Source organism: Citrobacter sp. Cf136 (genome assembly GCF_030333815.1).
Taxonomy (GTDB): domain Bacteria; phylum Pseudomonadota; class Gammaproteobacteria; order Enterobacterales; family Enterobacteriaceae; genus Citrobacter; species Citrobacter freundii.
Genome location: NZ_JAOWFE010000037.1, coordinates 331,866 through 358,059, shown reverse-complemented (window position 1 = coordinate 358,059; position 26,194 = coordinate 331,866). Strand labels below are relative to the sequence as shown.

Genomic DNA, 26,194 nt, shown 5'->3' with positions numbered 1-26,194 from the left:
TAAGCGCTTACTGATTTCATCACATCTGCCCTGTGGCTTTTTGCGCTCCGGCTGATTCAGCAACCGTTCTTTTCTTCAGCAAGGCATAGGCGATAAATGCGACAATAACGCCAACAAACCACGACACTCGCGATAACGGTTCGAGGAGAGGAATAAATTTACCCCCCAGTGAAAGAATGACTGCCACTAACGTTACGGAGAAAGCGGTCAGATTAAATCCGTTTTTATAATATTGGTAATCACCGCTGGCGGTATATAATTCATCAAGATTAATCTTACCGCGCATCACGACAAAATAATGCGCTAACATAACGCCAATAACTGGACCAAGCATTCCACCAATAATATCCAGAAACAGATAAATACTGCTCTGATTTTCCATTAACTTCCACGGACAAATCAGCAAACTAATAATACTGGCAATCAATACACCATTTTTATACGTTAATTTAGTAGGTGCAATAGCGGCAATCTGATAACCAGCCGGAATAATATTACCAGTGGCATTCGTAGAGATTGTCGTCATCAAAATAACCAGTACCGCAAAAAACGAAGCAAATAAGCTGTCCCAACGCTGGACGATATCCAGAACATTCCACGTATCCATGCCGTAATGAATGCTGGCTCCGGCGATAATACACACGCTGGCAATGGCAAATAGCACGTATGCGACAATTAGCCCCAGCGTCTGACCCAACGCTTGTTCACGAAATGAGTGGGCATTTTGCGTGAAGTCGGATGCGCTTACCGCCGGAGCGGCCCATACTGCAACGACTGCATTAATCACTACCAGGAACAGGAATCCGCTGTTGCCCGCCTTTTGCACACCACCGGGAATGTAGTCCAGAATCGGTCCAATTCCTACCAGTGATATCGCCCAGATAGCCATCCCGCCGAATACAATATAAATACAGGGGTTGAGGATTGCGGTAAATTTGTTTAATACCTTACCACCACCAAAACCAATACCGACGTTAATGAGCCAAAAAATAAGAAATGTAATCAGCCCCGGCAGAGAAAGCCCCAATAAGGTAAAGTCACCGCCCAACGTTAAAAACCCTGGCCATATCTTGCCAATCAAAATAAGAAAGGCCAGCGATCCGGCGTAACACTGTAGACCGAACCACATGATTGCGGCAATCCCCCCTCTTAATAATCCTGGGAATAGCGCTCCACGGACACCATACGAGCCCCGCAAAATCATGGCAAAAGGTACGCCGTATTTACTTCCGGCTGCACCGTTCATTACCATAACTAACGCAATAAACAATGCACTAATAATAATAGCCAGCATAATGCTGAATGTAGAAAGCCCAAGAATAAAGAATCCGCCAACCATAACGTAATTAGGTACGTTATGCACAGAACCCATCCATAATGTAAAATAGTTGAATGTTTTCCAGTTTCGTTGCTCGGCCGTTTTTGGTAATAAATCGTCACTATAACCACGTTGTTGGTATAGATCTCTTTGATGTTCCATAAATCCCTCTTGTCACGTATCGGATAACGTTGTAATGGGTTTAGCTATGCGGAACAAAAACAATAAAGAAATAAGTTAAATAGTTTTAATTATGTTTTTATGCTGAAGCAATGACTGTCGTTGCTTTCTTTTTATATAACGTAACGGCCGCAAAAATAAGCGTTCCGGTAACAACCAGACAAGCGGAGATCACAAAGCTTATTTCTTTAGAACCAGTCAAATCAGAAATAAATCCGGTTAATGTTGGCGCAATAACCGCTGAGCTCATGCCAAAGAAGTTAAACAGGCTAAATGCTCTGCCCAACGTTTTTGACGACGCTTGCTCAGAAACAAAGGAGATCAGAATCGGATCCACCGCCATTTTGCCCAGTAAACCGTACAGAGTCAGGCTGACCATCAGCATAGTGGTATTCGGCGATAGCACCGTAAATACCAGCATTGCGGCGGCCATAATTTCCAGACCAAGAATGACTTTGACTTTGCTGTTGCGAAACTTATCGGACAGATTACTAAAGAACAATGCGCCCGGGACACCCACCACGGCGACTAGCGCCGAGGCCACCCCAATTGCGCCGCCATCAAATCCTCTTTCGGTCTGCAGATAAGACGGAAGCCAGGTCACGATCAGGTAATAGCCATAGCAGGTACAGAAGTAGAGGAAGTACACGCTACATAACAGACCTGAAAACAGCGGCGGACTCTTTTCTTCTGACGCCGTTACCGTTTGAATTTTCTGGTCTGCAGCAGGTACTTCATTTTTTACCTTACCACGGATAACCAGAGTGAATACGCACAGCATCACCACCAGAATAGCAGCAACCAGGAACAACACATTTTGCCAGGCCATGCTCATGCTTTTTACCAGCACGCTGGAACCGATTAACCCGATTCCCATCCCAATTGCTGAGCCGCTATTAATAATGGCGTTAGCCAGTGCCCGACGAGCCTGTGGGACATTTGCCGAAGAGAGTGAATACGCAGAACTAAAGAACGAGGCGCAGCCCGCGCCCGCCATTAGCGAACCCGCATAAATCATCACCAGCCCAGTGGCTTTTGCAATACTCAGCGTACCAATAATAAACAGCGTAAACCCACACATCAGCATAATTTTCTGGCCAAATTTATCAACCAGAATTCCACAGGGAATTTGCATGCTGCAATAGGCGAAAAAATAGAAACTGGCGATGGCGCCAATTTCAGCATTGCTGACATTGCCCAGCGATGCCTGAATCTCAGGATAAATAGGTGTGAGCACGGTTCGATATATCCATATTGCCACCCAGCCCAGACTCATTACGACGACAATCTTCTTCCAGTATTCAATACCGGATGTTTTCTTTTCACTCATGACATGCACCTTTCCAAAGTGTGTCTGATTAAAATGTATCGCTGCAGTAATTGCAGCGATACCAATGATCATGACAATTTATGATTTGCCATTAATTCCAACGCCTGAACCATAGCCGAGTGATCCAACTGGCTTCCCCCATTCGCGGCACAGGTGTTAAATAATTCCTGACAGGTTGCCGTATTAGGCAAATTCAATGACAGTGCCTTGGCGCTTTGTAATGCAAGATTGAGATCTTTTTGATGCAATGCAATTTTGAAACCAGGCTCAAATGTGCGCTTGATCATCCTCTCGCCATGAACCTCCAGAATACGGGAAGAGGCAAATCCGCCCATTAATGCCTGACGTACACGAACAGGATCCGCGCCAGCTTTCGAAGCAAAGACTAACGCCTCTGAAACCGCTTCAATATTTAAGGCAACGATAATTTGGTTTGCCACCTTACAGGTTTGACCATCACCATTACCGCCAACCAGCGTGATATTTTTACCCAAAATATCAAATAGCGGTTTGACCCGTGCAAATACATCTGGCTCACCGCCAACCATAATGGACAAAGTACCTTCGCGAGCGCCAATTTCCCCGCCAGAGACGGGCGCATCGAGATAATCCCCGCCCAATTCATTAACCTGTTTCGCAAAACGTTTAGTTTCGATAGGAGAGATAGAACTCATATCGACAATGGTTTTTCCCTGCAATACGGTTTTGGCACAACCCTGTTCGCCAAAAAGTACCTCTTCTACCTGCGGCGTGTCGGGAACCATTATGAAGATGATGTCTGCGAAATCAGTTACCTGACGCGCAGTTTCAACATTAACTGCCCCCAATGACAGCAATTCGTCCGCAACCGGACCAATGGTCGTGACATGCAATTGATGTCCGGCGCGAGCCAGATTGACAGCCATTGGCGAACCCATAATACCCAGGCCAATAAATCCCAGTTTCATTTTTAACCTCATATATCTCTGTCGGTTTTCCCGAATTCAGGCAACACGATCCCCTTCCAGCAAAGTGGAAAAAATGGCGATGCCTGAAATTCCTTACAAATTATCGATATTGATTAATCCACGATAATCCCGCTTCGGTGGTGGTTAGTGGTTTATATTCACAACCAACCCATCCGTCATAACCTGATTTATCGATAAACTTAAAAATAAAGTCATAATTAATCTCACCGGTTCCCGGCTCTCCGCGACGAGGGTTATCGGCAATTTGCAAATGACCTATTTTATTTGCCCATGTGGTCATGGTCTGGGTTAATTCCCCTTCCATACGCTGCATATGGTAAATGTCGTACTGTATCTTGATATTATTGCTACCGACGCAATCTATTAAAGCCAGCGCCTGCTGAGTTCCGGTGAGATGGAATCCAGGAATATCAAAATGGTTGATCGGCTCAATCAGCAATAAAATATCTTCTTTCGCTAACATATTTGCCGCATAGCGCAGGTTTTCCACCAGCGTCAGCTGGATCTGTTCGGCAGAAAAACCCGCGGGTGTTTTACCCACCAGACAATTGATCTTCTTATTACCGAGCCCTTTAGCATAGCGAACAGCTGCCGCGACACCATCGCGAAATTCTTCTTCGCGACCCGGAATACAGGCGATACCCCGCTCACCCGCTGCCCAGTCTCCTGCCGGGAGATTGTGCAGCGTATGCTCCAGCTTATTGGTCTGCAGTTTTTCCTTTAATACATCAATGTCGTAATCGTAGGGAAACATAAACTCTACGCCACGAAACCCCGATTGTGCCGCTTTATCGAAGCGTTCAAGAAAACTGTATTCCAGAAACAGCATGGAAAGATTGGCTGAGAAACGTAACATCTGTCACCCCTTCTATTCGTATTTCATAAAACAGGTTTCGGTTGGCGCATCCATCGCACCGTCTGCAATCTCTTCAAACTCGGTGACATTATCCAGCTCGCTGCCCATAGAGATGTTGGTCACGCGCTCAAGGATCACTTCGACCACAACCGGAACGCGGTACTGCGCCATCAGTACTTTGGCTTGTTCAAAGGCTGGAGCAAGATCTTCAGGTTTAAATACGCGGATGGCTTTACAGCCGAGTCCTTCTGCCACTTTGACGTGATCGACGCCATAGCCGTTTACTTCGCTGGAGTTAATGTTTTCGAACGCCAGTTGGACGCAGTAATCCATATCAAAAGCGCGTTGCGACTGGCGAATCAGGCCGAGATAGGCGTTGTTGACCAGTACATGGATGTAAGGAATGTTGAACTGTGCACCCACCGCCAGCTCTTCGATCAGGAACTGGAAGTCAAAATCACCGGAAATCCCAACAACATTACGCGCCGGATCGGCCACACAAACCCCTAATGCCGCCGGCAGCGTCCAGCCCAGAGGGCCTGCCTGACCGCAGTTGATCCAATGACGATCTTTAAATACGTGCAGCATTTGCGCGGCGGCAATTTGCGATAAGCCAATAGTCGTGACGTAGCAGACATCACGGCCAAAGGCTTTATTCATCTCTTCATACACACGCTGCGGTTTAACCGGGACATTGTCGAAGTGTGTTTTACGCAGGAGCGTCCGCTTACGCTGCTGGCATTCATCAACCCAGGTATTCCGGCAAGGTAAACGTCCAGCTTTCTGCATCTCCTGAGCAACGTCAATCAACAAAGTCAACGCGGCTTTGGCATCCGAAACGATACCTAAATCCGGACACAGGACGCGGCCAATTTGCGTCGGCTCAATATCGATGTGAATGATCTTGCGACCTTCGGTATATTTCGCGACGGAACCGGTGTGTCGGTTAGCAAAACGGTTACCAATACCGAACACCATATCGGAGGCCAACAGCGTGGCGTTGCCGTAACGATGCGCCGTTTGCAAACCCACCATTCCTGCCATTAACTCATGATCGTCCGGGATGCATCCCCAGCCCATCAGCGTAGGAATTACCGGTACGTGGGTTAATTCAGCAAAGTGTTGCAGCAGTTCGCTGGCATCAGCATTAATCACCCCGCCTCCAGCCACGATGACCGGGCGCTCAGCCTGAATCAGCATTTCAAGCGCTTTCTCAATCTGTTTACGGCTGGCCGCAGGCTTGTAGACTGGCAGCGGTTCATACATGTCTGGATCGAATTCGATTTCTTCAACCTGAATATCAAAAGGCAAATCGATCAATACCGGACCAGGACGACCAGAGCGCATGACATGAAATGCCTGCTGCAAAACCCGGGGAAGCAGCGCGGCTTCACGCACCGTTACCGCCATTTTACTGACCGGTTTGGCAATAGATTCAATATCAACAGCCTGAAAATCTTCCTTATGCAGGCGAGCGCGAGGCGCCTGGCCGGTGATGCATAAAATAGGAATAGAATCGGCAGAAGCGGAATACAGCGCAGTGATCATGTCAGTGCCTGCCGGGCCAGAGGTGCCAAGGCAGACGCCAATGTTTCCTGCCGTCGCACGCGTATAGCCTTCCGCCATATGGGAAGCGCCTTCAACGTGACGAGCCAGAATGTGACGGATGTCTCCGTGCTTACGCATTGCGGAATAGAACGGGTTAATTGCCGCCCCCGGAACCCCAAATGCGGTGGTGATGCCTTCTTTTTCCAGCACATACATTGCCGCGTCAACGGCTCTCATTTTTGCCATTTTCTTTCTACCTCTATTTATTGGAAAAATTTTCCAACTTTGAAAAAATCCAAAAAAGTCCCGCTCCTCTGAGCGGGTTGCGACTTAAGCTACGGGGGCTTTTAAACCCAGCGCCGTACTGATATCTCGTGCAGTATCCCGTACCAGCTCCCCCTGACTGATAAAACGATCTTCTGTCAGTCTGGATGCGGGCCCCGAAATAGAGATGGCAGCAACGACACTGCCTGCATCGTCATAGATAGCTGATGCGATGCAATTCAAACCAATAACATGCTCTTCGTGATCGACGATATAACCATTGTCACGCGCCAGTTCCAGATTGCGCAGCAGAGTAGGAAAATCCACCAACGTGTTCGGCGTAAACTGCTGTAACCCCGTTTTCACGACGATGTCCATTAACTCTTCTTCCATCAATGGATAAAGCAGCGCTTTTCCCGCACCGGAAGCATGTAACGGCATACGACTGCCTAAAGGTGCGCACATTCTGACCATCGATTTGCACTCCTTCTGACCAATCAACACCGCTTCGGTGCCATTGCGAATCGCGACATTAACCGTTTCGCCTGACAGCAGCATTAATCGGTGCATAAACGGTCCGGCTACCGACAGGACGTCGCGATTATGAATATACGCGGAGCCCACGTTAAATACGCCTAAACCGATGTGCCACCAGCCTAACTGGCTGTCCTGATAGACAAAATCAGCACCCTGTAAAACCTTCAACAAGCGAAAGGTCGTAGAGAGCGGCAAATCCAGACTGGCGGAAATATCGCTCACTGACGAACTGCCTCCACTTCTTTCGAGGTACTGCAAAATCGCAATGCCTCTCTCAAGCGCCTGAGCGCCTTTCTGCGCAACCGGCTCCGCCTGTCCAGGCCTGCCGCGCCGTCTTACTTCCGTCTCCACTACGTTTACTCCGGCCCAAAATATGAGCATAAACAATGAACAATATGCGCATATTAAGCAAGAAGGCCGAAAGCGTCACGCAAAACAGAGCTCATGCGTCGGGATACTTTCAACATCACAATTATCGCTGCCACCGCGATCGACCGTCAGAAAATCGGTGACGGTTTGCCAGGCAAACAGCGGGTGATGCCAGACATTTCGATGATAATTCACGCCTTGTTGGCCATTGGTGATAAAGGCTTTTAAGGTGGAAAGGTCAGGTTTGTCCTCACCGAGTGCGACAATCACCACAAACGCTTCGCCATTCATTGGCATAAATGCCTGGGTGCCTAACGGGTGGCGCTCCAGCTCATGCACAACAATTGGCATTGCTGCCGGTTGCGCGCGATTGATACTGATGAGGGTGCGATCCTGATTAAGGATCTCCACATTGGCCAGATCGTGATAACGCTCAACAAGCCCATCATTGATATGAAAAAAATCACGTTTATGCGTCTCAATGACATCACCATAGGCGCTGAACGTGTGCTGATTTAACGGTAAGACCTCAAGTTTCATCATTATTTCCTTGTAACTGAATTCCGTTGAACCGCGACCAGAACACATAGCGGCTTCAATACCATGCAATCTAAAACCTTCGTGATTTAACATCAACACAAAAATTGGAAAAATTTTCCAAAACTAGATTTAGACCACAATTTGAACAAGGCCATTATGCAAAAATACTTATAAATCAGAGAACAAGAAATCATGCTTGTAGAAGATCATTAAGGGAGTAGCTGACGATGTTTGACCCGGAAACACTGCGTACCTTTATCGGCGTCGCCGAAACGGGGAGTTTCTCCAGGGCGGCGGAGCGCTTGTGTAAAACCACGGCCACGATCAGCTATCGTATTAAGCTTCTGGAAGAAAACACCGGTGTCGCGCTGTTTTTTCGTACAACCCGAAGCGTGACGTTAACCGCCGCAGGGTCTCACCTTCTTTCACAGGCAAAAGACTGGCTCGCCTGGCTGGACAGCATGCCCAGCGAATTGCAGCAAGTGAACGACGGCGTAGAGCGCCAGGTGAATATTGTGGTTAACAACCTACTGTACAGCCCTGAAGCCGTCGCTCGTCTGTTATCCTGGCTTAACGCGCGCTATCCCTTTACTCAGTTTCACTTTTCCCGGCAAATTTATATGGGCGTGTGGGATTCACTCTTGTATGAAGGATTCTCGTTGGCTATCGGCGTTACCGGCACGGAACCGATGGCCAACACCTTTACCCTCGATCCTTTGGGTTCTGTTCAGTGGCGATTTGTTATGTCAGCAGATCATCCGCTGGCAGACGCGAGCGGTCCATTAACAGAAGCCCAACTGCGCCGTTTTCCGGCGATTAACATTGAGGACAGCGCGCGGACGCTGAGCAAACGTGTCGCGTGGCGCCTTCCCGGTCAAAAAGAGATCATCGTCCCGGACATGGAAACCAAGCTCGCAGCGCATCTTGCAGGAGTGGGCATTGGATTCGTTCCGCAACCGATATGCCAACCTTTACTGGATAGCGGGCATCTGGTCAGCAATATCATCCCCACTATGCGTCCTCCTTCTCCCTTAAGCCTTGCCTGGCATAAGTTCGGCGCGGGTAAGGCCGTTGAAGATATCGTGACGCTGTTTACCCAGCGAAAGCCTGAAATTGCCGGGTTTTTAGCAATTTTCAACAACTCACGCGATTGAAAATCAAGTCATCCTCTCATTTGACGCGTAAAATGGTACGCAGGATGATTTGAGGTTTCGTTTTTTACTATGCAAGACACACAAACAGTACAGGACTATCGCGCAATTCTGCTCGCCGGTACGCCTTTAATCGATGTACGCGCCCCCGTCGAATTTCAGCAGGGCGCCATGCCGGGCGCAATAAACCTTCCCTTAATGAACGATGACGAACGTGCTGCCGTGGGTACCTGTTATAAACGTCAGGGGCCTGAGGCCGCCCTCGCGCTCGGCCATCAACTGGTCTGTGGCGAGACTCGCCAGCAACGCATGAAGGCCTGGCTTAATGCCTGTCGTCAAAATCCTGCGGGCTACTTATGCTGCGCGCGCGGCGGCCAGCGTTCGCACATTGTGCAGCAATGGTTGCACGAGTCCGGTACTGACTACCCGCTAATACAAGGCGGTTATAAAGCATTGCGTCAGGCGGTGATTCAACTGACTGAAGAGTTGGTGCAAAAACCGATCGTCTTAATTGGCGGCTGTACCGGGAACGGTAAAACGCAGCTGGTGCAACAGCAGCCAAACGGTGTGGATCTCGAAGGTCTGGCGCACCATCGCGGTTCCTCATTTGGTCGCACCGTCGAACCGCAGCTGAGCCAGGCAAGCTTTGAAAACCTGCTGGCGGTCGAAATGCTGAAAACCGACAGCCGTCAGGATCTGCGTCTGTGGGTACTTGAGGACGAAGGCCGCATGATCGGCGCTAATCATCTGCCCGAATGTTTGCGCGAACGCATGAGCCAGGCCGCTATTGCGGTGGTGGACGATCCTTTTGAGCTACGGCTGGAGCGGCTGCGCGAAGAGTATTTTGTGCGTATGCACCACGATTTCACTCACGCTTATGGCGAGAGTCAGGGCTGGCAGGAGTACAGCGAGTATCTGCACCACGGTCTGTTTGCTATCCGCCGTCGTCTGGGTTTGCAACGTTTTGCCGAGCTGACCACCCTGCTCGACGTGGCTCTGCGCGAACAGCAGGCAACGGGCAGCACCGACGCGCATATGAGCTGGCTGGTACCGTTGCTCAACGAGTATTACGACCCGATGTATCGCTATCAGCTGGAAAAGAAAGCCGCGAAAATCGTCTTTCGCGGCTCATGGCCGGAGGTGGCTGACTGGCTTAGCGTACAGTAATCAATGTCTGTCGCGCTTGTCTGCGCGTTTCGCCAACCAGTCGCCCAGCACCTGAACGACCTGCACCAGAATAATCAGCGCCACCACGGTGACGATCATGACCTGGGTTTCGTAGCGGTAATAACCAAAGCGAATCGCCAGGTCGCCGACTCCACCGCCGCCAACGATACCGGCCATTGCGGAGTAACCGATCAGACTCACCAGCGTTATCGTCAGCCCACGCAGCAGACCCGCGCTCGCCTCCGGTAACAGAACGGTGCAGATGATGCGCATCGGGCTGGCGCCAAACGCTTCCGCCGCCTCGATAATGCCTTTATCGACTTCACGTAGCGCGCTATCAACCAGACGGGCATAGAAAGCAATTGCTGCTACCGACAGCGGAACCGACGCCGCGATGGGTCCAATGGTATTGCCGAGCAAAAACTGGGTTAGCGGCAACAACAGAACCAGCAGGATCACAAACGGCACCGAGCGGATAATATTCACCAGCACGGAGCTGAGCAGATACACAAAACGGTTTTGCCAGAATAAATGCCGGTCGGTAACGAAAATAAGAAAACCGAGCGGCAGACCGCCAATAATTGCCAACAGCGTAGAGATGCTCAGCATCTGGAAGGTTTCATTAAACGCCAGCGTCAAATCAGGCAATAAATCATCCACGAATCACCTCCACCTGTGCAGTACGTTGACGAATATGTTCCACGGCGACATCCACCGCAGAAGGGTTATGCGGCGCGGTCAGTTGCACCACCAGAATCCCCAGCGCACGTTCGCCGATATATTCAATTTTGCCGTGCAGAATGTTCACCGCCACGCCAAATTTAACCGCCACTTCTGACAACACCGGCTGTTCTGCCGAATCACCGATGAACAGAATTTTTAGCAACTGGCCAGGCAGATGCTGGCGCAGACGGTCGGGTAACGTCAGATTGAGGGTATGCGACACCAGTTGCTGAGTGAAAGCGTGCTGCGGGTGAGCAAAAACATCAAACACCTCGCCAGACTCCACTACCTTGCCACCGGACATCACCGCCACGCGATCGCAAATGGATTTGATCACGTTCATCTCATGGGTGATCAGCACGATCGTGATCCCTAACTGTTGGTTGATCTGCTTTAGCAACGTCAGAATCGTGGCCGAGGTTTCCAGATCCAGCGCGGAAGTGGGTTCATCACACAGCAGCACATCCGGGTGATTGGCAATTGCGCGGGCAATACCCACACGCTGCTTTTGCCCACCGCTGAGCTGAACCGGAAAGCGGTTCGCCTTGTCTGACAGCCCCACCAGCGACAGGATTTCGCTCACGCGCGGGCCAATTTTACTGCGTTCCCATCCGGCAGCCTTCAGGCTAAAGGCGACGTTTTGCGCCACGGTACGGGTATGCATCAGATTAAAATGTTGAAAAATCATCCCGATACGCTGACGGGCTTTACGTAGATGCGCGCCTTCCAGTGCGGAAATTTCTACGCCGTTCACCTTAACGCTTCCCTGGCTCGGACGCGTTAAGGCGTTCAGGGTGCGCAGCAGCGTACTTTTTCCCGCGCCGCTGGTCCCGACAATGCCAAATATCTCACCTGCGCCAATGCGCAAGCTAACGTCATCAACCGCCCGGGTTGATGCTCCACGGCCTGCGCTAAAATCCACGCAAACTTTCTCAATCTCAATCATAGCCACCTCAGAAATGCGAAAAGGGCAGTCGTCGCTGCCCCTGTTAACCCTTGTGCGCAGCGATTATTGGGCTGCCGACATCCATTCCGGTTTCTGGAAGGCGCTGTAGATATTTTGCGGATCGTCGATCACCGCACGATACGCCGGAGATTTCACCGCCTCGACAATATCTTTCGCAAATGGTTTATCCGCATCTTCACTGCGTACCGCGATGATATTTTTCAGATTTTCGTCCAGGTGTTCCTGCTTGATGGCGCTGGCGAGATCCAGTTTCGCCGCTACGGCAAAGTTGCCGTTGACCAGCGCACCGGTCACACCGTCCAGCGTACGCGGCAGCTGTGCCGCTTCCAGCGGTTTAAACACCAGCCCTTTCGGGTTGCTGGCAATATCGCGCTCGGAGGCTTTAGTTGGATCGATGTTATCTTTGATGGTGATAAGGCCAATAGACTGCAGGAAACGCAGACCGCGAGCCAGGTTGGTGGGATCGTTGGAAAGCGTGATCACATCCCCTTTTTTCAACTCATCCAGACTTTTGATTTTATGTGAGTAAAAACCCATCCCGGCCGTCGGGACCACAATCAGCTTGCTCAGCTTCAGGCCTTTATCGGCGGTGAATTTGTCAAAGTAGAGTGAATGCTGGAACAGGTTAGCATCGATGCTGCCATTGGAGAGCGCCATGTTAGGCTGCACGTAGTCGCTGAATTCGCGCACTACTACCTTATAGCCTTTCTCTTTCAGCGTAGGGGCAATGGCTTGTTTTACCATATCGCCGTACGGCCCAGGTGCGACGCCAAATACGATGGTGTGCGGATCACTGTTCGCATGAGCAAATTGTAATCCACAGGCCAGTAACAGCGCCCCGGTCGCGACGCGTAAACTCTGACGCAATCCCATAATCTCTCCATTTTAACGTTGTGGTGTCATGTCTCACGCCGTTCTTGCGGCGTTGTTCTTGTTGGCCTGTTAACAGGCTGATTGTTAACATGACACAGATCACAACCTGCTGTCCTTGAAATTATTTCATGATGTTGCAGAGTGTGTTTTTAAATGTGAGAAGGCATGAAAAAGCCGGATGTCGGCACAAGTGCCTTATCCGGCCTACAAATAACGCGATCCCCCTGCTCTCGTAGGCCCGATAAACGCATCGGGCGGCAGGCGTTCGATTAGAAGTCGTAACGCAGACGCACCAGGTTCATGTCGCCCAGATTGTCAGTGCTGGAGGTGAAGACGTGTTCGTAATCCACACGGAAACCGTAATCCAGCTGGAAGCTGATACCCACACCGTTGTCGGTACGCAGGTAGTTACGGCCATTCACGTATTCAATACGATCGCCCATAAAGTATGGCTGCACGGATTTCAGCGCATACTGGCCAACCGGGAAGGTGTATCCCGCAAAGTATTCCAGACCCCAGGCGTCACCGGCAAAATAATCATTAACAGAGACTTTTTTGGTGGTCATGAAGTTTTGATACCAACCGCCGCCCAGCGAGAAAGTCCAGTTGTCCGGTTTCCAGCTCAGCGCAGTACCGACGATGTTTTGATCGTAGGTTTTGCTGGTGTTGCCACGCATTTCCGCGCGGGTGTAGTTCCACGCCGTACCCCAGGTCAGGTCATCAGTGATGTGATAATCCACACCCAGGGAGCCGCCGCCTTTACGTTTGTAGCGCAAACCGTTGTTCGGGTTGTAGTCATCGCTGAACAGATAAGATGCGTAAAGATCAACATCGCCTACCGTATTTTTATACTTCAGTGACTTACGTGTACGATAGGAACCGTCGTAGTCGCCATTGATACCGTTACCTGGCGCCTGGCCGATCATGTCGTAGTCCCAGATATCCGTTTTCGCACCCACCACATCATAGTAAATGCTGTTCTGTTGACCGAAGGTCAGCGTACCCCAGGTCGCGCTCTTCAGACCGGTGTACAGCATACGACGCGTAGTATCGTTGGCGCCGTTAGCATAGTGATTGTCCCAGTTGAACATCGCCGGGAAGTTAACGCCCAGCTCGTAATAGCTCACCCAACTGATGTCATCAAACAGATAGTAGTCAGCAGCGAAGCGGAAACGCGTTCCACCGTCGAAGCCATTACGTTTGTAGCCATTCTTACCATCGTCACCGGCCATATTCTGGAACTGCGGACGAATACTCCCGCCGACGGTGAAATTAAGACGGCTCAGCGGGTTGCCCGCCTGCGGATCTTGTTTCAGGACCGTGATTTCCGCCTGGGAGGCGAAAGTCGTTAATGCCACTGCTGCGCCGATCGATACCGCCAGCGCCGTTTTTTTTATAGTCATTATTTGTACCTTGATAGATAGCCTGCCAATTATTCAGCATACAAATATTAACGTTTATTAATACACTCGTGTTGTCGGGTTTTTATTGTTCTGTGCTGTTAAATATCAATTAGTTATCATTTTGTGCTACATAGATAAAAAAACGCACCGATTTAAAAAAACCGGTGCGTAATCATCACGAATATGAATTAACTGATGAACTGACGGAACAGCGCTTTGCCTTTAAGAAGACGTGAACCGAGCCATCCGCCGCAGAGAGAGAGCAGCAATGCCCCACAAAGCGGCAACACAACCCACAGCCGCCAGTCTGGCTCCCAGGGGAAATCAAACACGCGGGTTTGCAGCACCGCCAGCGCAGTTTCCGCCCCGATGGCCGCCACCAGTCCGGCGACCATCCCGAGCATCGCGAACTCGCACCACAGCGTGGTACGCAGCAGCTTCTTACCCGCTCCCAGCGTGCGCCAGACCACCAGTTCCTGATGACGCTGACGCATCCCGACCTGCACCTGCGCCAATAGCAGCAACATACCGCAAGCGGTGACCAGCACTACCATCACCTCCAGCGCGCGGCTCACCTGCTCCAGCACCTGACTCACCTGTTTGAGAATGGCACCAATATCCAGCAGGCTGATAGTCGGGAATTCGCGGTTAAGCTGCGTCAGCATGCCGTTGCCGTTCTCCCAGCGAAAGCTGGTTAACCAGCTTTGTGGCTGAGCATCCAGCGCGCCGGAAGGGAAGATAAAGAAAAAGTTTGGTCGCAGGCTTTCCCAGTCCACTTTGCGCAGACTGCTGACCGTGGCGCTGAAATCCTGGGTATCCCCCATAAAGGTCACCCGATCGCCAAGCTTAACGCTCAGTCGTTTCGCCAGCCCCTCTTCCATCGACACTTCGCCCGCTTTTGGCGGCCAGCTCCCGGCAACGATCGGGTTATGATCCGGGCGGGTATCCTGCCAGGTCAGATTAAGCTCGCGGTTCAGCGCTTCATCCTGATTACCTTCGGTCGATTTCTCATTGATCGCCGTCAGACGGGCCCGCACTATCGGGTAGAACGACTCAGGGATCACCTGATGCTCAGCAAGGAAAGCCTTCAGCGGAGCCACCTGCTCAGTGGCAATGTTGATCAGAAAATAGTTTGGACTTTCCGGCGGCATTTGCTGCTGCCAGCGGTCGAGGAGATCGCCGCGCAGCACCAGCAACAGCGCCAGCAGCATAAAGGACAGCGAAAATGCCGACAGTTGGCTCAGCGTTGACCACGGCTGGCGCAACAGCCGGCTGACCGCCAAACGCAGCGGCAGCGAGGTCAGCGTCAGACCACGCAGCAGGTTAAGCAACATCCAGCCCAACACGCCGCACAGCAGCGCCAGCACCACAGCCCCGGCCAGTACCGCCCACAGCAGCATACTTCCGCCCATCAATCCGGCCAGCAGCGCAACCACAACTATCGTTGCTACGGGCAGATAGACCTTAAGCGGCCAGACGTTTGCCACCACGTCGCGACGCAGTACCCGCAGCGGCTGCGTCGCCAGCAGCAAGCGATAAGGGCGTAGCCCCACCAACAGAGAAATGACGGTCATGGTACCGAGTGCCCACAGCCACGGCCACAGGCTGGCGGGCGGCAGCTCACCGGGCAGAACTGGCTTCAGTAATACAACCAGCACCCGCTCAAATAACAGCCCGAACAGCCCGCCGGTCACGCCAGAAAGCGTCAGCACCATCAGCCACTGGCCGATAATCAGCTTGCGCAGCTGCGCCCTGCCCGCGCCGAGCGTTTTTAATATCGCCACCAAATCGTAACGACTGCGACAGTAATGATTCATCGCCACGGCAACGGCAGCAACCGCCAGCAGTAGCGTTAACAGTGCCGACAGCAGCAGGAACTGTTGCGAACGCTCCAGTGATTTCCCCAACGCCCCTTCATCCTGCTCCAGCCCATACCAACGCTGTTCCGGCTTTAACTGCGGAAGCAGCCATTTTTCATAGGCTTCCAGTTGCTGTGGCGTACCGCCAAATTTATAGCGCCAGGTCACACGGCTTCCCGGCTGGACCGCCGCCGTTTTTTCGACATCCGCCATGTTCATCATCAGGCGCGGCGCTATCTGGAAGGGATTAAAACCGGAATCCGGTTCCTGCACCACTTCTCCGGCGATGCGCAGGGTGGCATCGCCAACGTCGATGGAATCACCGATTTTTAAGTTGAGTAGCGCCATCAGACGCGGGGCCAACAGCACTGAGCCCGGCTGCGGTTTCAGCCCCGGCGGATTGGTTTGCAGCGTGCCGTACATCGGATACACATCATCCACTGCTTTGACGTTCGCCAGCTGCGGCGTATCCCGGGCAAAGGTCATGGTGGCAAAGGTGAGCTGTTCACCCACTTTCAGACCACGCTGTCGCGCCTCGTCAATCCACGCTTTCGGCACAGCGCGCGAACTTTGCAGCGACCGGTCCCCCGCCATAAACTCACGGCTTTGCTGGCTCAGCCCTTTTTCCATGCGATCGCTGATATTGCCCAGCGCCAGTACACAGGCCACCGCCAGGCTTAACGCCAGCCAGACAATCAGTAATGAAGGCGAGCGCCATTCGCGCCAGAACCAGCGTGCAATCATGCCTCCTCCTGCAACTGTCCGTTCACCAGGCGTAAACGCCTATCGCAACGCGCCGCCAGCTGCGGGTCATGGGTCACCAGAATCAGGGTGGTACCGTGTTCCCGGTTCAGAGAAAACAGCAGGTCGGCGATTTTGTCTCCGGTCTGGCGGTCCAGATTGCCCGTTGGTTCATCGGCAAACAGCACGTCAGGCCGTCCGTTAAACGCCCGTGCCAGCGCTACGCGTTGCTGCTCCCCGCCGGAAAGCTGGGCCGGAAGATGATCAAGGCGTTTTCCCAACCCCAGTTGCTCCAGCAGCGTTTTTGCCCCGTCACGACTTTTTCCGCTATTTTCGCCGCGTAGCAGCGCGGGCAGTTCGACGTTTTCCAGCGCGTTGAGAGTTGGAATTAACATGAATGACTGGAAGACAAAACCGACGTGCCGCGCCCGCAGCTGCGCCCGGGCTTCTTCGTCCATAGTGTGCAGCGCCTGCCCCACCAGGCTGACTTCACCGCTGGTGCCATCGTCCAGCCCGGCGAGGATCGCCAGCAGCGTGGATTTCCCCGATCCCGACTCGCCAATCAACGCAATGGTCTCGGCGCGTTTGACAACCAGTTCAACTCCGGTAAGGATGGATAGCTCTTGATCACCCTGACCGACGGATTTCTTAAGATGATGAACTTCAACAATGTTTTCCGCTGGCATTGGCCTTTCCTGTTCCTGGTCCTGTTAACTTTCCGCGCCGCCGCTGCGGACACGTTATTAATTCTGGGTGACAGCCTGAGCGCCGGATACCGTATGTCCGCCAGCGCCGCGTGGCCTGCGCTACTTAATGATAAATGGCAAACCAAAACGCCAGTCGTGAATGCCAGCATTAGCGGCGACACCTCGCAGCAAGGTCTGGCCCGTCTGCCTGCATTACTCAAGCAGCACCAGCCGCGCTGGGTGCTGGTCGAACTTGGCGGTAACGATGGCCTGCGCGGATTTGCGCCTGCACAAACCGAACAAACCCTGCGCACGATTCTGCAGGATGTGAAAGCGGCAAATGCCGAACCGCTGCTGATGCAAATTCGTCTGCCAGCAAACTATGGTCGCCGTTATAATGAAACCTTTAGCGCGATTTATCCAAAGCTCGCCAAAGAGTTTGATATTCCTCTGCTGCCATTTTTTATGGAAGAGGTTTATCTGAAACCCCAGTGGATGCAGGATGATGGTATTCATCCTAACCGTGACGCTCAGCCGTTTATTGCCGACTGGATGGCGCAACATCTCACACCTCTAGTAAATCATGAGTCGTAATGCTACGGAGATCCTGACAGGTAAAGTTATGCAAAAATCGGTCTTAATAACAGGATGTTCCAGCGGAATCGGTCTGGAAAGCGCGCTTGAACTAAAGCGCCAGGGTTTTCAAATTCTGGCAGGCTGTCGCAAACCTGACGATGTCGCGCGTATGAACAGTATGGGATTCACTGGCATATTGCTGGATCTGGATTCACCCGAAAGCGTGGATCGTGCCGCCGATGAAGTGATCGCCCTGACCGATAATCGTTTATATGGGATCTTTAACAACGCCGGATACGGTGTCTATGGTCCCCTGCCCACCATCAGCCGTGAACAGATGGAACAGCAATTTTCCGCCAACTTCTTTGGCGCACATCAGCTTACCATGCGCCTGTTGCCCGCTATGCTCCCTCACGGCGAAGGACGTATCGTGATGACTTCATCGGTGATGGGATTGATCTCAACGCCGGGACGCGGCGCCTATGCCGCCAGCAAATATGCACTGGAAGCCTGGTCCGACGCGCTGCGTATGGAACTGCGCCACAGCGGGATTAAGGTCAGCCTGATTGAGCCCGGCCCCATCCGTACCCGCTTTACCGAAAACGTCAACCAGACCCAGAGCGATGCTCCCGTGGAAAACCCCGGCATTGCCGCGCGTTTTACGCTGGGACCAGAAGCGGTTGTCGCCAAAGTACGTCATGCATTTGAGAGCGATAAACCGAAGCTACGTTATCCGGTTACGCTGGTGACCTGGGCAGTGATGCTACTTAAACGCCTGTTGCCAGGCCGCATAATGGACAAAATTTTACAGGGTTGAGTTGAAGCACGCGCGTCAGCCCCCATGTAACAAGAAATCGACAAAAGAGAGTAACTCCATGTCCACACAGAATATTGTTAACATTAACGAATCGAACCTGCAGCAGACCCTTGAACAGTCGATGACCACGCCGGTCCTGTTCTATTTTTGGTCTGAGCGCAGCCAGCACTGCCTGCAATTGACGCCGGTACTGGAGAGCCTTGCCGCCCAGTACAACGGCCAGTTTATTCTCGCCAAGCTCGACTGCGACGCCGAGCAGATGATCGCTTCTCAGTTTGGCCTGCGCGCCATCCCTACGGTTTATCTGTTCCAGAACGGTCAGCCAGTGGACGGATTCCAGGGCCCGCAGCCGGAAGAGGTTATCCGCGCACTGCTGGAAAAAGTGTTGCCGAGCGAAGAAGAGCTGAAAGCGCGTCAGGCTATCGAATTCATCGAAGCCGGTAATCACGCGGATGCACTGCCGCTGCTGAAAGAAGCCTGGCAGATCTCCAACCAGAGCAGCGAAATTGGCCTGCTGCTGGCGGAAACGCAAATCGCCCTCAATCGTTCTGACGATGCCGAAGCGGTGCTGAAAACCATTCCGTTGCAGGATCAGGATACCCGCTATCAGGGACTGGTGGCGCAGATAGAACTGCTGAAGCAGGCGGCGGATACGCCGGAAATCCAACAGCTGCAGCAGCAAGTCGCCAGTAATCCGCAGGATGCGGCGCTGGCAACTCAACTAGCCATCCAGTTACATCAGGTCGGACGTAACGAGGAATCACTGGAACTGCTGTTCAGCCACCTGAAGAATGATCTCACTGCTGCCGACGGTCAGGCACGTAAGACCTTCCAGGAGATCCTTGCCGCACTCGGAACCGGCGATGCGCTGGCCTCAAAATACCGCCGCCAACTGTACGCACTGTTGTACTAATCCGTTTGATTTTGCCCGATAGCGCTTGCGCTTATCGGGCATACAAATTCTACCAATACCGATCCCTCCGGCATCACATCACGTCTTCTTCAAATGCGTTACGACTAATTGGTGGCGCGAATTATAGAACTTCCGATAGGTCAGGTAGCAGGCAATAATGGTCGACAGGCTGGCGGTAGAAAGCAGCATAAACGTCACCATAATCTGATACTTAATCGCTTTTACTGGATCAATACCCGCGAAGATCAACCCGGACATCATCCCCGGTAAACTCACCAGCCCTACCGTTTTTGCAGAGTCGATCGTTGGGATCAGCGAGGCGCGAATGCTGTCGCGAATCAGCGGCGCAGAGGCCACTTTCGGCGTCGCGCCGAGGCTAAGTTTTTCCTGAATTTGCTGCTGTTCGCTGTTAAACCGCTGTCCCAGATTGTTGTAACACAGCCCCACTGCCACCATCGCATTGCCTGCAATCATGCCGGAGATCGGGATGACCTGCATCGGCGTGAACTCGATAGAGCCAGACAAAACCAGCACCGAAAGCGTTAGCCCCGCCCCCACCGTGATAGCGATAAACGACGAGAGGAAAGCTTTATCAATATATTTACTGCGCTTTTGTGCGTTATAAGCCGCGTTAAAGCAGATAAACAGCACCATCAGTAAGGTCAGAATACTGTGGTTAACGCCAAAAATATATTTCAGCACATAGCCGACGATAATCAGCTGAACCACTGCCCGGCAAACGCTCCAGAGAATATCTTTCTCCAGCGCCAGTTTTTCTTTGTGGCTAATCAGGATCGCCACCACCACCAGCATCATCGCTAATGCCAGGGACTCATTGGTAATATTATGCTCGTTCATTGCGTGCTTCCTGCATTTCTCCGGCGTGCGGTTGAAGGGTTATGACATTATCCGCATGCGTAATTTCATCTTTGTCGTGCGTCACCCACAGCACCGCAATATTCTTATCGCGAACATAGTGGTGAATTAATTCGTTCACATTACGTTTATTAGCCTCATCCAGCGCGCTGGTGATTTCATCAAGCAGCAGAATTTTGGGCAGAAACTGCAAATTACGAATTAGCGAGATGCGCTGCTTCTCGCCACCGGACAGCTCATTTATGCTTTTTCTGAGGATCGTCTCGGGGAGATCAAAACGGGCCAGATCGCTCAGAAACGCATCCGGCTCCGGACGTTTGTTACGGATTTGCCAGGGGAAAATGAGGTTGTCGTAAACGGTGTCACCAAACAAAGCAGGCGTTTGCGCACAATAGGAGACCTGCTGGCGATACGTTTCCGGCTTGAGGGTATTGATCTCCTTGCCTTCAAAGAGAATTTCACCGGCAGTCGGACTCATTAATGACGCCACAATCTTGAGTAACGTACTTTTCCCACAGCCGGACTGGCCGGTAATCAACTTAAATTCTCCGGCGCGGAGATCAAAACAGATGTTATTGAGAACCTGCGTCTCACCTGCCTGCCATGCGACATTTTTTAACTGAAGCAAAATACTGCTTTCTTCCATTACCCATTCCTTTTTTACATCTTTCGTGCAGACAGTCTATGCCTGTAATTTATTATAAGGGAGCCCACCTTGATAAATCGGGTATAATTTGATTAATGAGGCAGTAAAGGACAGCACAACAGGAGGTTTCATCAATGCTCATTTTTATTCCTATTCTTATTTTTGTCGCGCTGGTGATCGTCGGCGCTGGCGTCAAAATCGTCCCGCAGGGATATCAGTGGACGGTAGAGCGTTTTGGCCGTTACACCAAAACCCTGCAACCGGGTTTAAGCCTTGTTGTGCCGTTCATGGACCGCATTGGTCGTAAGATCAACATGATGGAACAGGTGCTTGATATCCCTTCTCAGGAAGTCATCTCCAAAGATAACGCCAACGTCGCAATTGATGCCGTGTGCTTTATTCAGGTGATCGATGCGCCGAAAGCAGCCTATGAAGTCAGCAACCTGGAACTGGCGATTATCAACCTGACCATGACTAACATTCGTACCGTTCTCGGTTCGATGGAACTCGATGAAATGCTTTCCCAACGCGACAACATCAACACGCGCCTGCTGCATATTGTTGATGAAGCCACGAATCCCTGGGGCATCAAAATCACCCGTATCGAGATCCGCGACGTGCGTCCTCCGGCAGAACTTATCGACGCGATGAACGCGCAGATGAAAGCCGAACGTACCAAGCGCGCCTACATTCTTGAGGCCGAAGGGATCCGTCAGGCAGAAATCGTCAAGGCCGAAGGAGAGAAACAGTCGAAGATCCTTAAAGCGGAAGGTGAACGCCAGTCTGCGTTTTTACAGGCTGAAGCGCGTGAACGTTCAGCAGAAGCCGAAGCTCGCGCAACGCAGATGGTGTCTGAGGCCATTGCCGCAGGGGATATTCAGGCAGTGAACTACTTCGTGGCGCAGAAATACACTGAAGCGCTGCAGCATATCGGCTCGTCGAATAACAGCAAAGTGGTGATGATGCCGCTGGATGCCAGCAGCCTGATGGGCTCTATTGCCGGGATCGCCGAACTGGTTAAGGACAGCGCCAGCGAGCGGAAAAAATCATGATAGCGATGATTCTGGTGCATCCGCACATCTTCTGGCTCAGCCTCGGCGGTTTGCTACTCGCCGCCGAGATGCTGGGCGGTAACGGCTATCTGCTGTGGAGCGGCGTAGCGGCGGTAATTACCGGTCTGGTCGTCTGGCTCGTTCCGCTAGACTGGGCGTGGCAGGGGGCGATGTTCGCCGTCCTCACCCTGCTGGCGGCGTGGCTGTGGTGGAAATGGCTGGCAAGGCGCGTTCAGGAGCAGAAACCCGCCGACAGCCATCTTAACCAGCGCGGACAGCAGCTGGTTGGCCGACGATTTATTCTGGAAACCGCCCTGGTCAATGGTCGCGGACACATGCGCGTCGGCGACAGTTCCTGGCCCGTTAGCGCCAGCGACGATTTGAGCGCCGGTACGCAGGTTGAAGTCATTGCCGTTGAAGGGATAACCCTGATTATTAAAGCGGTATCACATTAAAAAGACAGGAAATAAGACTATGGTCAGGAAGACACCCCTTGCCTTTGCCCTTTGCACATTACTGACCGCCGCCCCGCAGGCATTCGCCTCTTTCGATATGGAAGACTGCAAATGGAGCGACGACAGCTGCCTGCTGAAAGGCACGCCGACCTTTAACCCTGAAAACGACAGCCGCGACAACCTGCTGCGGCTGCTGAGCCAGGAAAAATCATTTGCTCTGCCGGTGCAATCAATGCCAGCGGATATCACCCGCTCCCGGGATTTCTATTTTGCCTATCACCCGCAATGGGATGAGGCAGCCCCGCAGCCAGCCGCTGCACCGGCATCCGCCGCAGACAGCTCACTCTCCCGACAGATGGCCGAACTGAACATTAGCGCAGACGAAATAAACGTCAACGACGCTGAGCTTGAGAACCGTCATGTTTCAAATAACACCGAGAGCGTCAGCGCATTTTTTGCCGCACTGCTGGCCGACCCGACGTTAGCGGCGGAACAGCGCCAGGCCTTAGCCCAGGCGCGTACGGGGCTGCTATCCGGGGCAACCCGCGAGCAAATTGAGTCTTCACTTGCCACCCTCCCGGCTGATTCACCGGCTCAGTCCTATAAAAATTATCTGGCCGCAGCTGCCAGTTTCTATGCCGGTGATTATGCCAGCGCCGAACGGGATTTCACTCAGCTTGCCAAAAGTGAGCGCCCGTGGCTGGCAGAGACCGCGCAATACATGCTGATGCGTGCGGCCTTGAACAAGAGCAGCCAGAACAGCGTGGGCGAGTACGGCGATTTTGATATTGCAAAAATTAACCGCGAGGACGCGACTCAGGCTCAGACGCAGGCACAAGCCTACCTGCAACGCTTCCCGCAAGGCCTGTATGCCGACTCCGCGCGCGGTATGCTGCGTCGCATCAACTGGTATTTACAGGCGTGGCCGCAGCTGGCCGGGTTGTATGAGCAGACGCTCCAGCAGTCGGCTGACGCTCGGCAACTGCGTGAAATTGTCATCGAATACGATAATGTCTACGGTATGGCGTTCTACGAACAGTCCGTGGTGGAAGCATTCCCCGATGCGCCGCTTGTCAGCTATATCGAACTGCTGCGCGCGCTGCGTCTGGATAACAACAGTAAACCCACGCTGACCCAGGCGCAGCTCGATGCCAGCAAACCGGTGTTTGAGCAGAGCCAAAAATTGCCGCTATGGCGCGATCTGCAACTGAATCTGTGGCTGGCGACGGAGAACTACGCGGCGATTATTCAGGCAGTTACGCCAGCGCAGAAACTCGCCGTTCACGATACCCTCGCCTTCAGCGAACAAGTGCTGTACGGCGAAGCGCTGATGGGCCAGAAGAACTGGAGCGCGGCGCGTGATTTCTGGCTGCAGTTGCTAAAACTCAGCCAGGACAACGAACAGCAGCAGTATGTACAGGCTAAGCTCGCCGCAACGCTGGTTTATAGCGGCGACGTGGCGGCGGTTTTTGCCCCAGAAAGCGCAGTAACCAACCTGCGTTTTCGCTCGCAGATACTGAAAACTCAGGCCTCGCCTGAACTGCTGCGCCAGCAGGCCGTCCATGGACCTAACAATGAAGAGCGTACCATCGCCCTGCATACGCTGCTGGTACGCGATCTTACCGAAAACCGCTTTGGCGACTGGTTGAATGACAGAAAACTGGCCAGCGCCATTACTCCGCCGGTTATTGGCGACGCGTTTGATGACGTTAATCTGAGTATTTTCGACTGGAACGGCGACGCTGCCGAGCGCGGTTACACCTGTCGCAGCCTCAATGAAACGGTAACGGTATTGAGCAAAAAAGCGGATGATGCCCACGCGCTGAACTGCTTAGGCGAATTCTTCCGCACCACGCAAACACACGTCGATTTGTGGAAAAACAGTGCTGGCAACGACGTACTTGAATCAGCAATATCGCGCAAGGAGCCGTTCGGTCAGTTCGACAGGCAACGCTACTATCAGCAGGTGATCACTTCGCCGAAAGCAGAGGTTGAAGACAAGAGCTTCGCGCTGTATCGCGCCATCATGTGCTATGCGCCGTCAGGCTCTAACGAGTGCGGCGGTGAGGAAGTGGATAAACTGCAGCGTAAAGGCTGGTTCACCCAACTGAAAACGCAGTATCCGGGAAGTCCGTGGGCGCAAAAACTCAAATACTACTGGTAACCGCGCTGCTGACAGGCCAGCCGCAGGCGGCGGATATCGTCGCCGCCCGTGAGCATCCGGCCTTCTGGCTGTGGTCCGGCGTGAAGGCCAGTGACGAACTGAAAGACGCGCAAACGGTCTATCTGCATCAGGGTGAGGTGCTGGTTCGTTCGGGTAACGTGGTTTTCCAGCGTCTCGGGCTGCCGGTCAGCCGCCTGTCTTTTCCCTCTATCTGGCTGACCGTGCGCTTTACCACGCTCGACGTACCGGAGGCGATCCCGGCTCGCATCATAAGATTGATGCAACGCTGGCAGACCGCCGGGAATCATGTGCTCGGCCTGCAGGTTGATTTTGACGCGGCGACCCATCAGCTTGCCGATTACGCCCGCTTTCTGCAGCAATTACGCCAACAGTTACCGGCCGAGTTTGCACTTGGCGTGACTGGACTGCTGGATTGGGCAAAAACGGGCGACGTCGCCACGCTGAATGCGCTGGCGGTCGATGAACTGGTGGTCCAGAGCTATCAGGGCCGTCATACGGTAACGAATTATCAGGCGTATCTGCCCGCACTCAGTCGTCTGCGCATTCCGTTTAAGCTGGGGCTGGTGCAAAACGGTAGCCGGGACCCGCAGGCTGAAGCGCAGCTTGAGAAATCCCCGTGGTACCGCGGCACGGTGGTATTTATGCTTAATCCCCCTCGCCGTTAAGCCTTCGCTTTATGGTGGCAGCAGCCGGAGAGGTTATCAATGATCGGGCATTCGGCGCTGTCATCGCCAGGGCAACTCTCCGCCAGTGCCAGCAAATGCAAGCGCATGGCCTGCAGCTCGCTGATATGCCGCTCAATGTCCGCGACCTTTTCTAAGGTACGCTTTTTCACATCTGCGCTATGACGCGCCGGATCGTTAAACAGATTCACCAGTTCGCCGCACTCTTCGAGATTAAAACCCACCTGGCGTGCCTGGCGCAGCAGCGTAAGTTCATTCAGATGCTGTTGGTTGTATGTGCGATAGCCATTTTCGCTACGCAGCGGTGGCGTCACTAAGCCTTTTTCTTCATAAAAACGTATCGCTTTGCTGGTCAAACCGGTTCTTTTCGCAACATCGCTAATATTCACATTTCCCCCGCGGATCTTGTTGGTACTGAGCCCATTATAGCCCAGATTGTCCTAATGATTTACCCGTGAACCCTGCACATTCCCCACCCTCACCACGATGCACAAATCCTTTTAATTCACAT

At 52.5% G+C, this 26,194-nt stretch carries 25 protein-coding genes; 9 read left to right on the top strand and 16 right to left on the bottom strand.

Translation table 11 applies throughout. The annotated features are described in order from the left end of the window. Positions 1-19: 19 nt before the first annotated feature. The 7 genes from OGV98_RS15515 to allA all read right to left on the bottom strand — a co-directional run bounded on the left by OGV98_RS15515 (position 20) and on the right by allA (position 7,910). The gene (locus OGV98_RS15515; RefSeq protein WP_286551685.1) at positions 20-1,480 is read right to left on the bottom strand and encodes an allantoin transporter; all 1,461 of its coding nucleotides are present in this window, start codon (positions 1,478-1,480) and stop codon (positions 20-22) included. Between the two features lie 97 nt (positions 1,481-1,577). After that, a complete protein-coding gene (locus OGV98_RS15510) occupies positions 1,578-2,828 on the bottom strand; it encodes an MFS transporter (RefSeq protein WP_237665904.1) in 1,251 nt (416 codons plus the stop codon). A 68-nt stretch (positions 2,829-2,896) separates the two neighbouring features. After that, entirely contained in the window at positions 2,897-3,775 is an 879-nt protein-coding gene (gene glxR, locus OGV98_RS15505; RefSeq protein ID WP_003835774.1) for a 2-hydroxy-3-oxopropionate reductase, read from the bottom strand. Positions 3,776-3,875: 100 nt separating this feature from the next. After that, positions 3,876-4,652: a hydroxypyruvate isomerase gene (hyi, locus tag OGV98_RS15500; RefSeq protein ID WP_044712804.1), complete on the bottom strand. Its 777-nt coding sequence runs from the start codon at positions 4,650-4,652 to the stop codon at positions 3,876-3,878. Between the two features lie 12 nt (positions 4,653-4,664). Further along, positions 4,665-6,446, bottom strand: coding sequence for a glyoxylate carboligase (gene gcl, locus OGV98_RS15495; RefSeq protein WP_202580709.1), 1,782 nt, complete (start codon positions 6,444-6,446; stop codon positions 4,665-4,667). An 84-nt stretch (positions 6,447-6,530) separates the two neighbouring features. After that, the gene (gene allR / locus OGV98_RS15490; RefSeq protein ID WP_042269079.1) at positions 6,531-7,382 is read right to left on the bottom strand and encodes an HTH-type transcriptional repressor AllR; all 852 of its coding nucleotides are present in this window, start codon (positions 7,380-7,382) and stop codon (positions 6,531-6,533) included. 45 nt (positions 7,383-7,427) lie between these two features. Beyond that, complete coding sequence (allA, locus tag OGV98_RS15485; protein ID WP_003835778.1) at positions 7,428-7,910, bottom strand: ureidoglycolate lyase; 483 nt, start codon at positions 7,908-7,910, stop codon at positions 7,428-7,430. Positions 7,911-8,137: 227 nt separating this feature from the next. Here allA and allS point away from each other — a divergent pair, with 227 nt between their 5' ends. Both allS and mnmH read left to right on the top strand, forming a co-directional pair. Next, the gene (gene allS / locus OGV98_RS15480; protein WP_003835779.1) at positions 8,138-9,064 is read left to right on the top strand and encodes an HTH-type transcriptional activator AllS; all 927 of its coding nucleotides are present in this window, start codon (positions 8,138-8,140) and stop codon (positions 9,062-9,064) included. A gap of 69 nt (positions 9,065-9,133) precedes the next feature. After that, positions 9,134-10,228: a tRNA 2-selenouridine(34) synthase MnmH gene (mnmH, locus tag OGV98_RS15475; RefSeq protein WP_202580710.1), complete on the top strand. Its 1,095-nt coding sequence runs from the start codon at positions 9,134-9,136 to the stop codon at positions 10,226-10,228. On the opposite strand, the gene OGV98_RS15470 is transcribed toward mnmH, so the two are convergent. The 6 genes from OGV98_RS15470 to ybbA all read right to left on the bottom strand — a co-directional run bounded on the left by OGV98_RS15470 (position 10,229) and on the right by ybbA (position 17,480). After that, positions 10,229-10,888, bottom strand: coding sequence for a methionine ABC transporter permease (locus OGV98_RS15470; RefSeq protein WP_003021866.1), 660 nt, complete (start codon positions 10,886-10,888; stop codon positions 10,229-10,231). Then, positions 10,881-11,897 (bottom strand): virulence-associated ABC transporter ATP-binding protein SfbB, encoded by a 1,017-nt coding sequence (gene sfbB, locus OGV98_RS15465; protein WP_049002187.1) that lies wholly within the window; start codon positions 11,895-11,897, stop codon positions 10,881-10,883. Before sfbB ends, OGV98_RS15470 begins: the two co-directional genes overlap by 8 nt. A gap of 63 nt (positions 11,898-11,960) precedes the next feature. Next, entirely contained in the window at positions 11,961-12,791 is an 831-nt protein-coding gene (locus OGV98_RS15460; protein ID WP_003021862.1) for a MetQ/NlpA family ABC transporter substrate-binding protein, read from the bottom strand. Between the two features lie 269 nt (positions 12,792-13,060). Continuing rightward, entirely contained in the window at positions 13,061-14,194 is a 1,134-nt protein-coding gene (locus OGV98_RS15455; protein ID WP_003021860.1) for a porin, read from the bottom strand. A 188-nt stretch (positions 14,195-14,382) separates the two neighbouring features. Next, the gene (gene ybbP, locus OGV98_RS15450) at positions 14,383-16,797 is read right to left on the bottom strand and encodes a putative ABC transporter permease subunit YbbP (protein WP_202580711.1); all 2,415 of its coding nucleotides are present in this window, start codon (positions 16,795-16,797) and stop codon (positions 14,383-14,385) included. After that, positions 16,794-17,480 (bottom strand): putative ABC transporter ATP-binding protein YbbA, encoded by a 687-nt coding sequence (gene ybbA, locus OGV98_RS15445; protein WP_048233212.1) that lies wholly within the window; start codon positions 17,478-17,480, stop codon positions 16,794-16,796. Before ybbA ends, ybbP begins: the two co-directional genes overlap by 4 nt. Between ybbA and tesA the strand changes: the two genes are divergently transcribed. The 3 genes from tesA to OGV98_RS15430 are packed head-to-tail and all read left to right on the top strand — an operon-like array spanning position 17,451 to position 19,786. Further along, positions 17,451-18,074 (top strand): multifunctional acyl-CoA thioesterase I/protease I/lysophospholipase L1, encoded by a 624-nt coding sequence (gene tesA, locus OGV98_RS15440; RefSeq protein ID WP_032939314.1) that lies wholly within the window; start codon positions 17,451-17,453, stop codon positions 18,072-18,074. The two genes, ybbA and tesA, sit on opposite strands and share 30 nt — an antisense overlap. Then, positions 18,064-18,873 (top strand): SDR family oxidoreductase, encoded by an 810-nt coding sequence (locus tag OGV98_RS15435; RefSeq protein WP_087879042.1) that lies wholly within the window; start codon positions 18,064-18,066, stop codon positions 18,871-18,873. Before tesA ends, OGV98_RS15435 begins: the two co-directional genes overlap by 11 nt. A 58-nt stretch (positions 18,874-18,931) precedes the next feature. After that, a complete protein-coding gene (locus tag OGV98_RS15430; RefSeq protein ID WP_169328977.1) occupies positions 18,932-19,786 on the top strand; it encodes a co-chaperone YbbN in 855 nt (284 codons plus the stop codon). A 78-nt stretch (positions 19,787-19,864) separates the two neighbouring features. Here the strand turns inward: OGV98_RS15430 and fetB are convergent, their stop codons facing one another. Further along, the gene (gene fetB, locus OGV98_RS15425) at positions 19,865-20,644 is read right to left on the bottom strand and encodes an iron efflux ABC transporter permease subunit FetB (RefSeq protein ID WP_003021842.1); all 780 of its coding nucleotides are present in this window, start codon (positions 20,642-20,644) and stop codon (positions 19,865-19,867) included. Further along, positions 20,631-21,308, bottom strand: a complete 678-nt coding sequence (gene fetA / locus OGV98_RS15420; RefSeq protein WP_003847509.1) for an iron efflux ABC transporter ATP-binding subunit FetA — start codon at positions 21,306-21,308, stop codon at positions 20,631-20,633. Before fetA ends, fetB begins: the two co-directional genes overlap by 14 nt. 134 nt (positions 21,309-21,442) lie before the next feature. Between fetA and OGV98_RS15415 the strand changes: the two genes are divergently transcribed. The 4 genes from OGV98_RS15415 to OGV98_RS15400 are packed head-to-tail and all read left to right on the top strand — an operon-like array spanning position 21,443 to position 25,665. Beyond that, complete coding sequence (locus OGV98_RS15415) at positions 21,443-22,360, top strand: SPFH domain-containing protein (protein ID WP_003021835.1); 918 nt, start codon at positions 21,443-21,445, stop codon at positions 22,358-22,360. Then, entirely contained in the window at positions 22,357-22,815 is a 459-nt protein-coding gene (locus tag OGV98_RS15410) for an NfeD family protein (RefSeq protein ID WP_003021832.1), read from the top strand. The genes OGV98_RS15415 and OGV98_RS15410 overlap by 4 nt, the downstream gene beginning before the upstream one ends. A 19-nt stretch (positions 22,816-22,834) precedes the next feature. Continuing rightward, positions 22,835-24,979 (top strand): PA5441 family protein, encoded by a 2,145-nt coding sequence (locus OGV98_RS15405; protein WP_202580712.1) that lies wholly within the window; start codon positions 22,835-22,837, stop codon positions 24,977-24,979. Next, the gene (locus tag OGV98_RS15400) at positions 24,949-25,665 is read left to right on the top strand and encodes a DUF3142 domain-containing protein (RefSeq protein ID WP_003835804.1); all 717 of its coding nucleotides are present in this window, start codon (positions 24,949-24,951) and stop codon (positions 25,663-25,665) included. Before OGV98_RS15405 ends, OGV98_RS15400 begins: the two co-directional genes overlap by 31 nt. Here the strand turns inward: OGV98_RS15400 and cueR are convergent. Next, positions 25,662-26,072, bottom strand: a complete 411-nt coding sequence (gene cueR, locus OGV98_RS15395) for a Cu(I)-responsive transcriptional regulator (RefSeq protein ID WP_003021822.1) — start codon at positions 26,070-26,072, stop codon at positions 25,662-25,664. The genes OGV98_RS15400 and cueR overlap by 4 nt on opposite strands. Between the last annotated feature and the right edge of the window lie 122 nt (positions 26,073-26,194).

Excerpts from the sequence above, each read along its gene's own strand:
- hyi (WP_044712804.1), bottom strand. The coding sequence starts at position 4,652 with ATGTTACGTTTCTCAGCCAATCTTTCCATGCTGTTTCTGGAATACAGT.
- allA (WP_003835778.1), bottom strand. The coding sequence starts at position 7,910 with ATGAAACTTGAGGTCTTACCGTTAAATCAGCACACGTTCAGCGCCTAT.
- OGV98_RS15515 (WP_286551685.1), bottom strand. The coding sequence starts at position 1,480 with ATGGAACATCAAAGAGATCTATACCAACAACGTGGTTATAGTGACGAT.
- gcl (WP_202580709.1), bottom strand. The coding sequence starts at position 6,446 with ATGGCAAAAATGAGAGCCGTTGACGCGGCAATGTATGTGCTGGAAAAA.
- OGV98_RS15435 (WP_087879042.1), top strand. The coding sequence starts at position 18,064 with ATGAGTCGTAATGCTACGGAGATCCTGACAGGTAAAGTTATGCAAAAA.
- OGV98_RS15415 (WP_003021835.1), top strand. The coding sequence starts at position 21,443 with ATGCTCATTTTTATTCCTATTCTTATTTTTGTCGCGCTGGTGATCGTC.
- fetA (WP_003847509.1), bottom strand. The coding sequence starts at position 21,308 with ATGGAAGAAAGCAGTATTTTGCTTCAGTTAAAAAATGTCGCATGGCAG.
- glxR (WP_003835774.1), bottom strand. The coding sequence starts at position 3,775 with ATGAAACTGGGATTTATTGGCCTGGGTATTATGGGTTCGCCAATGGCT.
- tesA (WP_032939314.1), top strand. The coding sequence starts at position 17,451 with ATGAACTTCAACAATGTTTTCCGCTGGCATTGGCCTTTCCTGTTCCTG.
- OGV98_RS15455 (WP_003021860.1), bottom strand. The coding sequence starts at position 14,194 with ATGACTATAAAAAAAACGGCGCTGGCGGTATCGATCGGCGCAGCAGTG.
- allS (WP_003835779.1), top strand. The coding sequence starts at position 8,138 with ATGTTTGACCCGGAAACACTGCGTACCTTTATCGGCGTCGCCGAAACG.
- ybbP (WP_202580711.1), bottom strand. The coding sequence starts at position 16,797 with ATGATTGCACGCTGGTTCTGGCGCGAATGGCGCTCGCCTTCATTACTG.
- mnmH (WP_202580710.1), top strand. The coding sequence starts at position 9,134 with ATGCAAGACACACAAACAGTACAGGACTATCGCGCAATTCTGCTCGCC.
- ybbA (WP_048233212.1), bottom strand. The coding sequence starts at position 17,480 with ATGCCAGCGGAAAACATTGTTGAAGTTCATCATCTTAAGAAATCCGTC.
- OGV98_RS15405 (WP_202580712.1), top strand. The coding sequence starts at position 22,835 with ATGGTCAGGAAGACACCCCTTGCCTTTGCCCTTTGCACATTACTGACC.
- sfbB (WP_049002187.1), bottom strand. The coding sequence starts at position 11,897 with ATGATTGAGATTGAGAAAGTTTGCGTGGATTTTAGCGCAGGCCGTGGA.
- OGV98_RS15510 (WP_237665904.1), bottom strand. The coding sequence starts at position 2,828 with ATGAGTGAAAAGAAAACATCCGGTATTGAATACTGGAAGAAGATTGTC.
- allR (WP_042269079.1), bottom strand. The coding sequence starts at position 7,382 with ATGCTCATATTTTGGGCCGGAGTAAACGTAGTGGAGACGGAAGTAAGA.
- OGV98_RS15460 (WP_003021862.1), bottom strand. The coding sequence starts at position 12,791 with ATGGGATTGCGTCAGAGTTTACGCGTCGCGACCGGGGCGCTGTTACTG.
- OGV98_RS15410 (WP_003021832.1), top strand. The coding sequence starts at position 22,357 with ATGATAGCGATGATTCTGGTGCATCCGCACATCTTCTGGCTCAGCCTC.
- fetB (WP_003021842.1), bottom strand. The coding sequence starts at position 20,644 with ATGAACGAGCATAATATTACCAATGAGTCCCTGGCATTAGCGATGATG.
- OGV98_RS15430 (WP_169328977.1), top strand. The coding sequence starts at position 18,932 with ATGTCCACACAGAATATTGTTAACATTAACGAATCGAACCTGCAGCAG.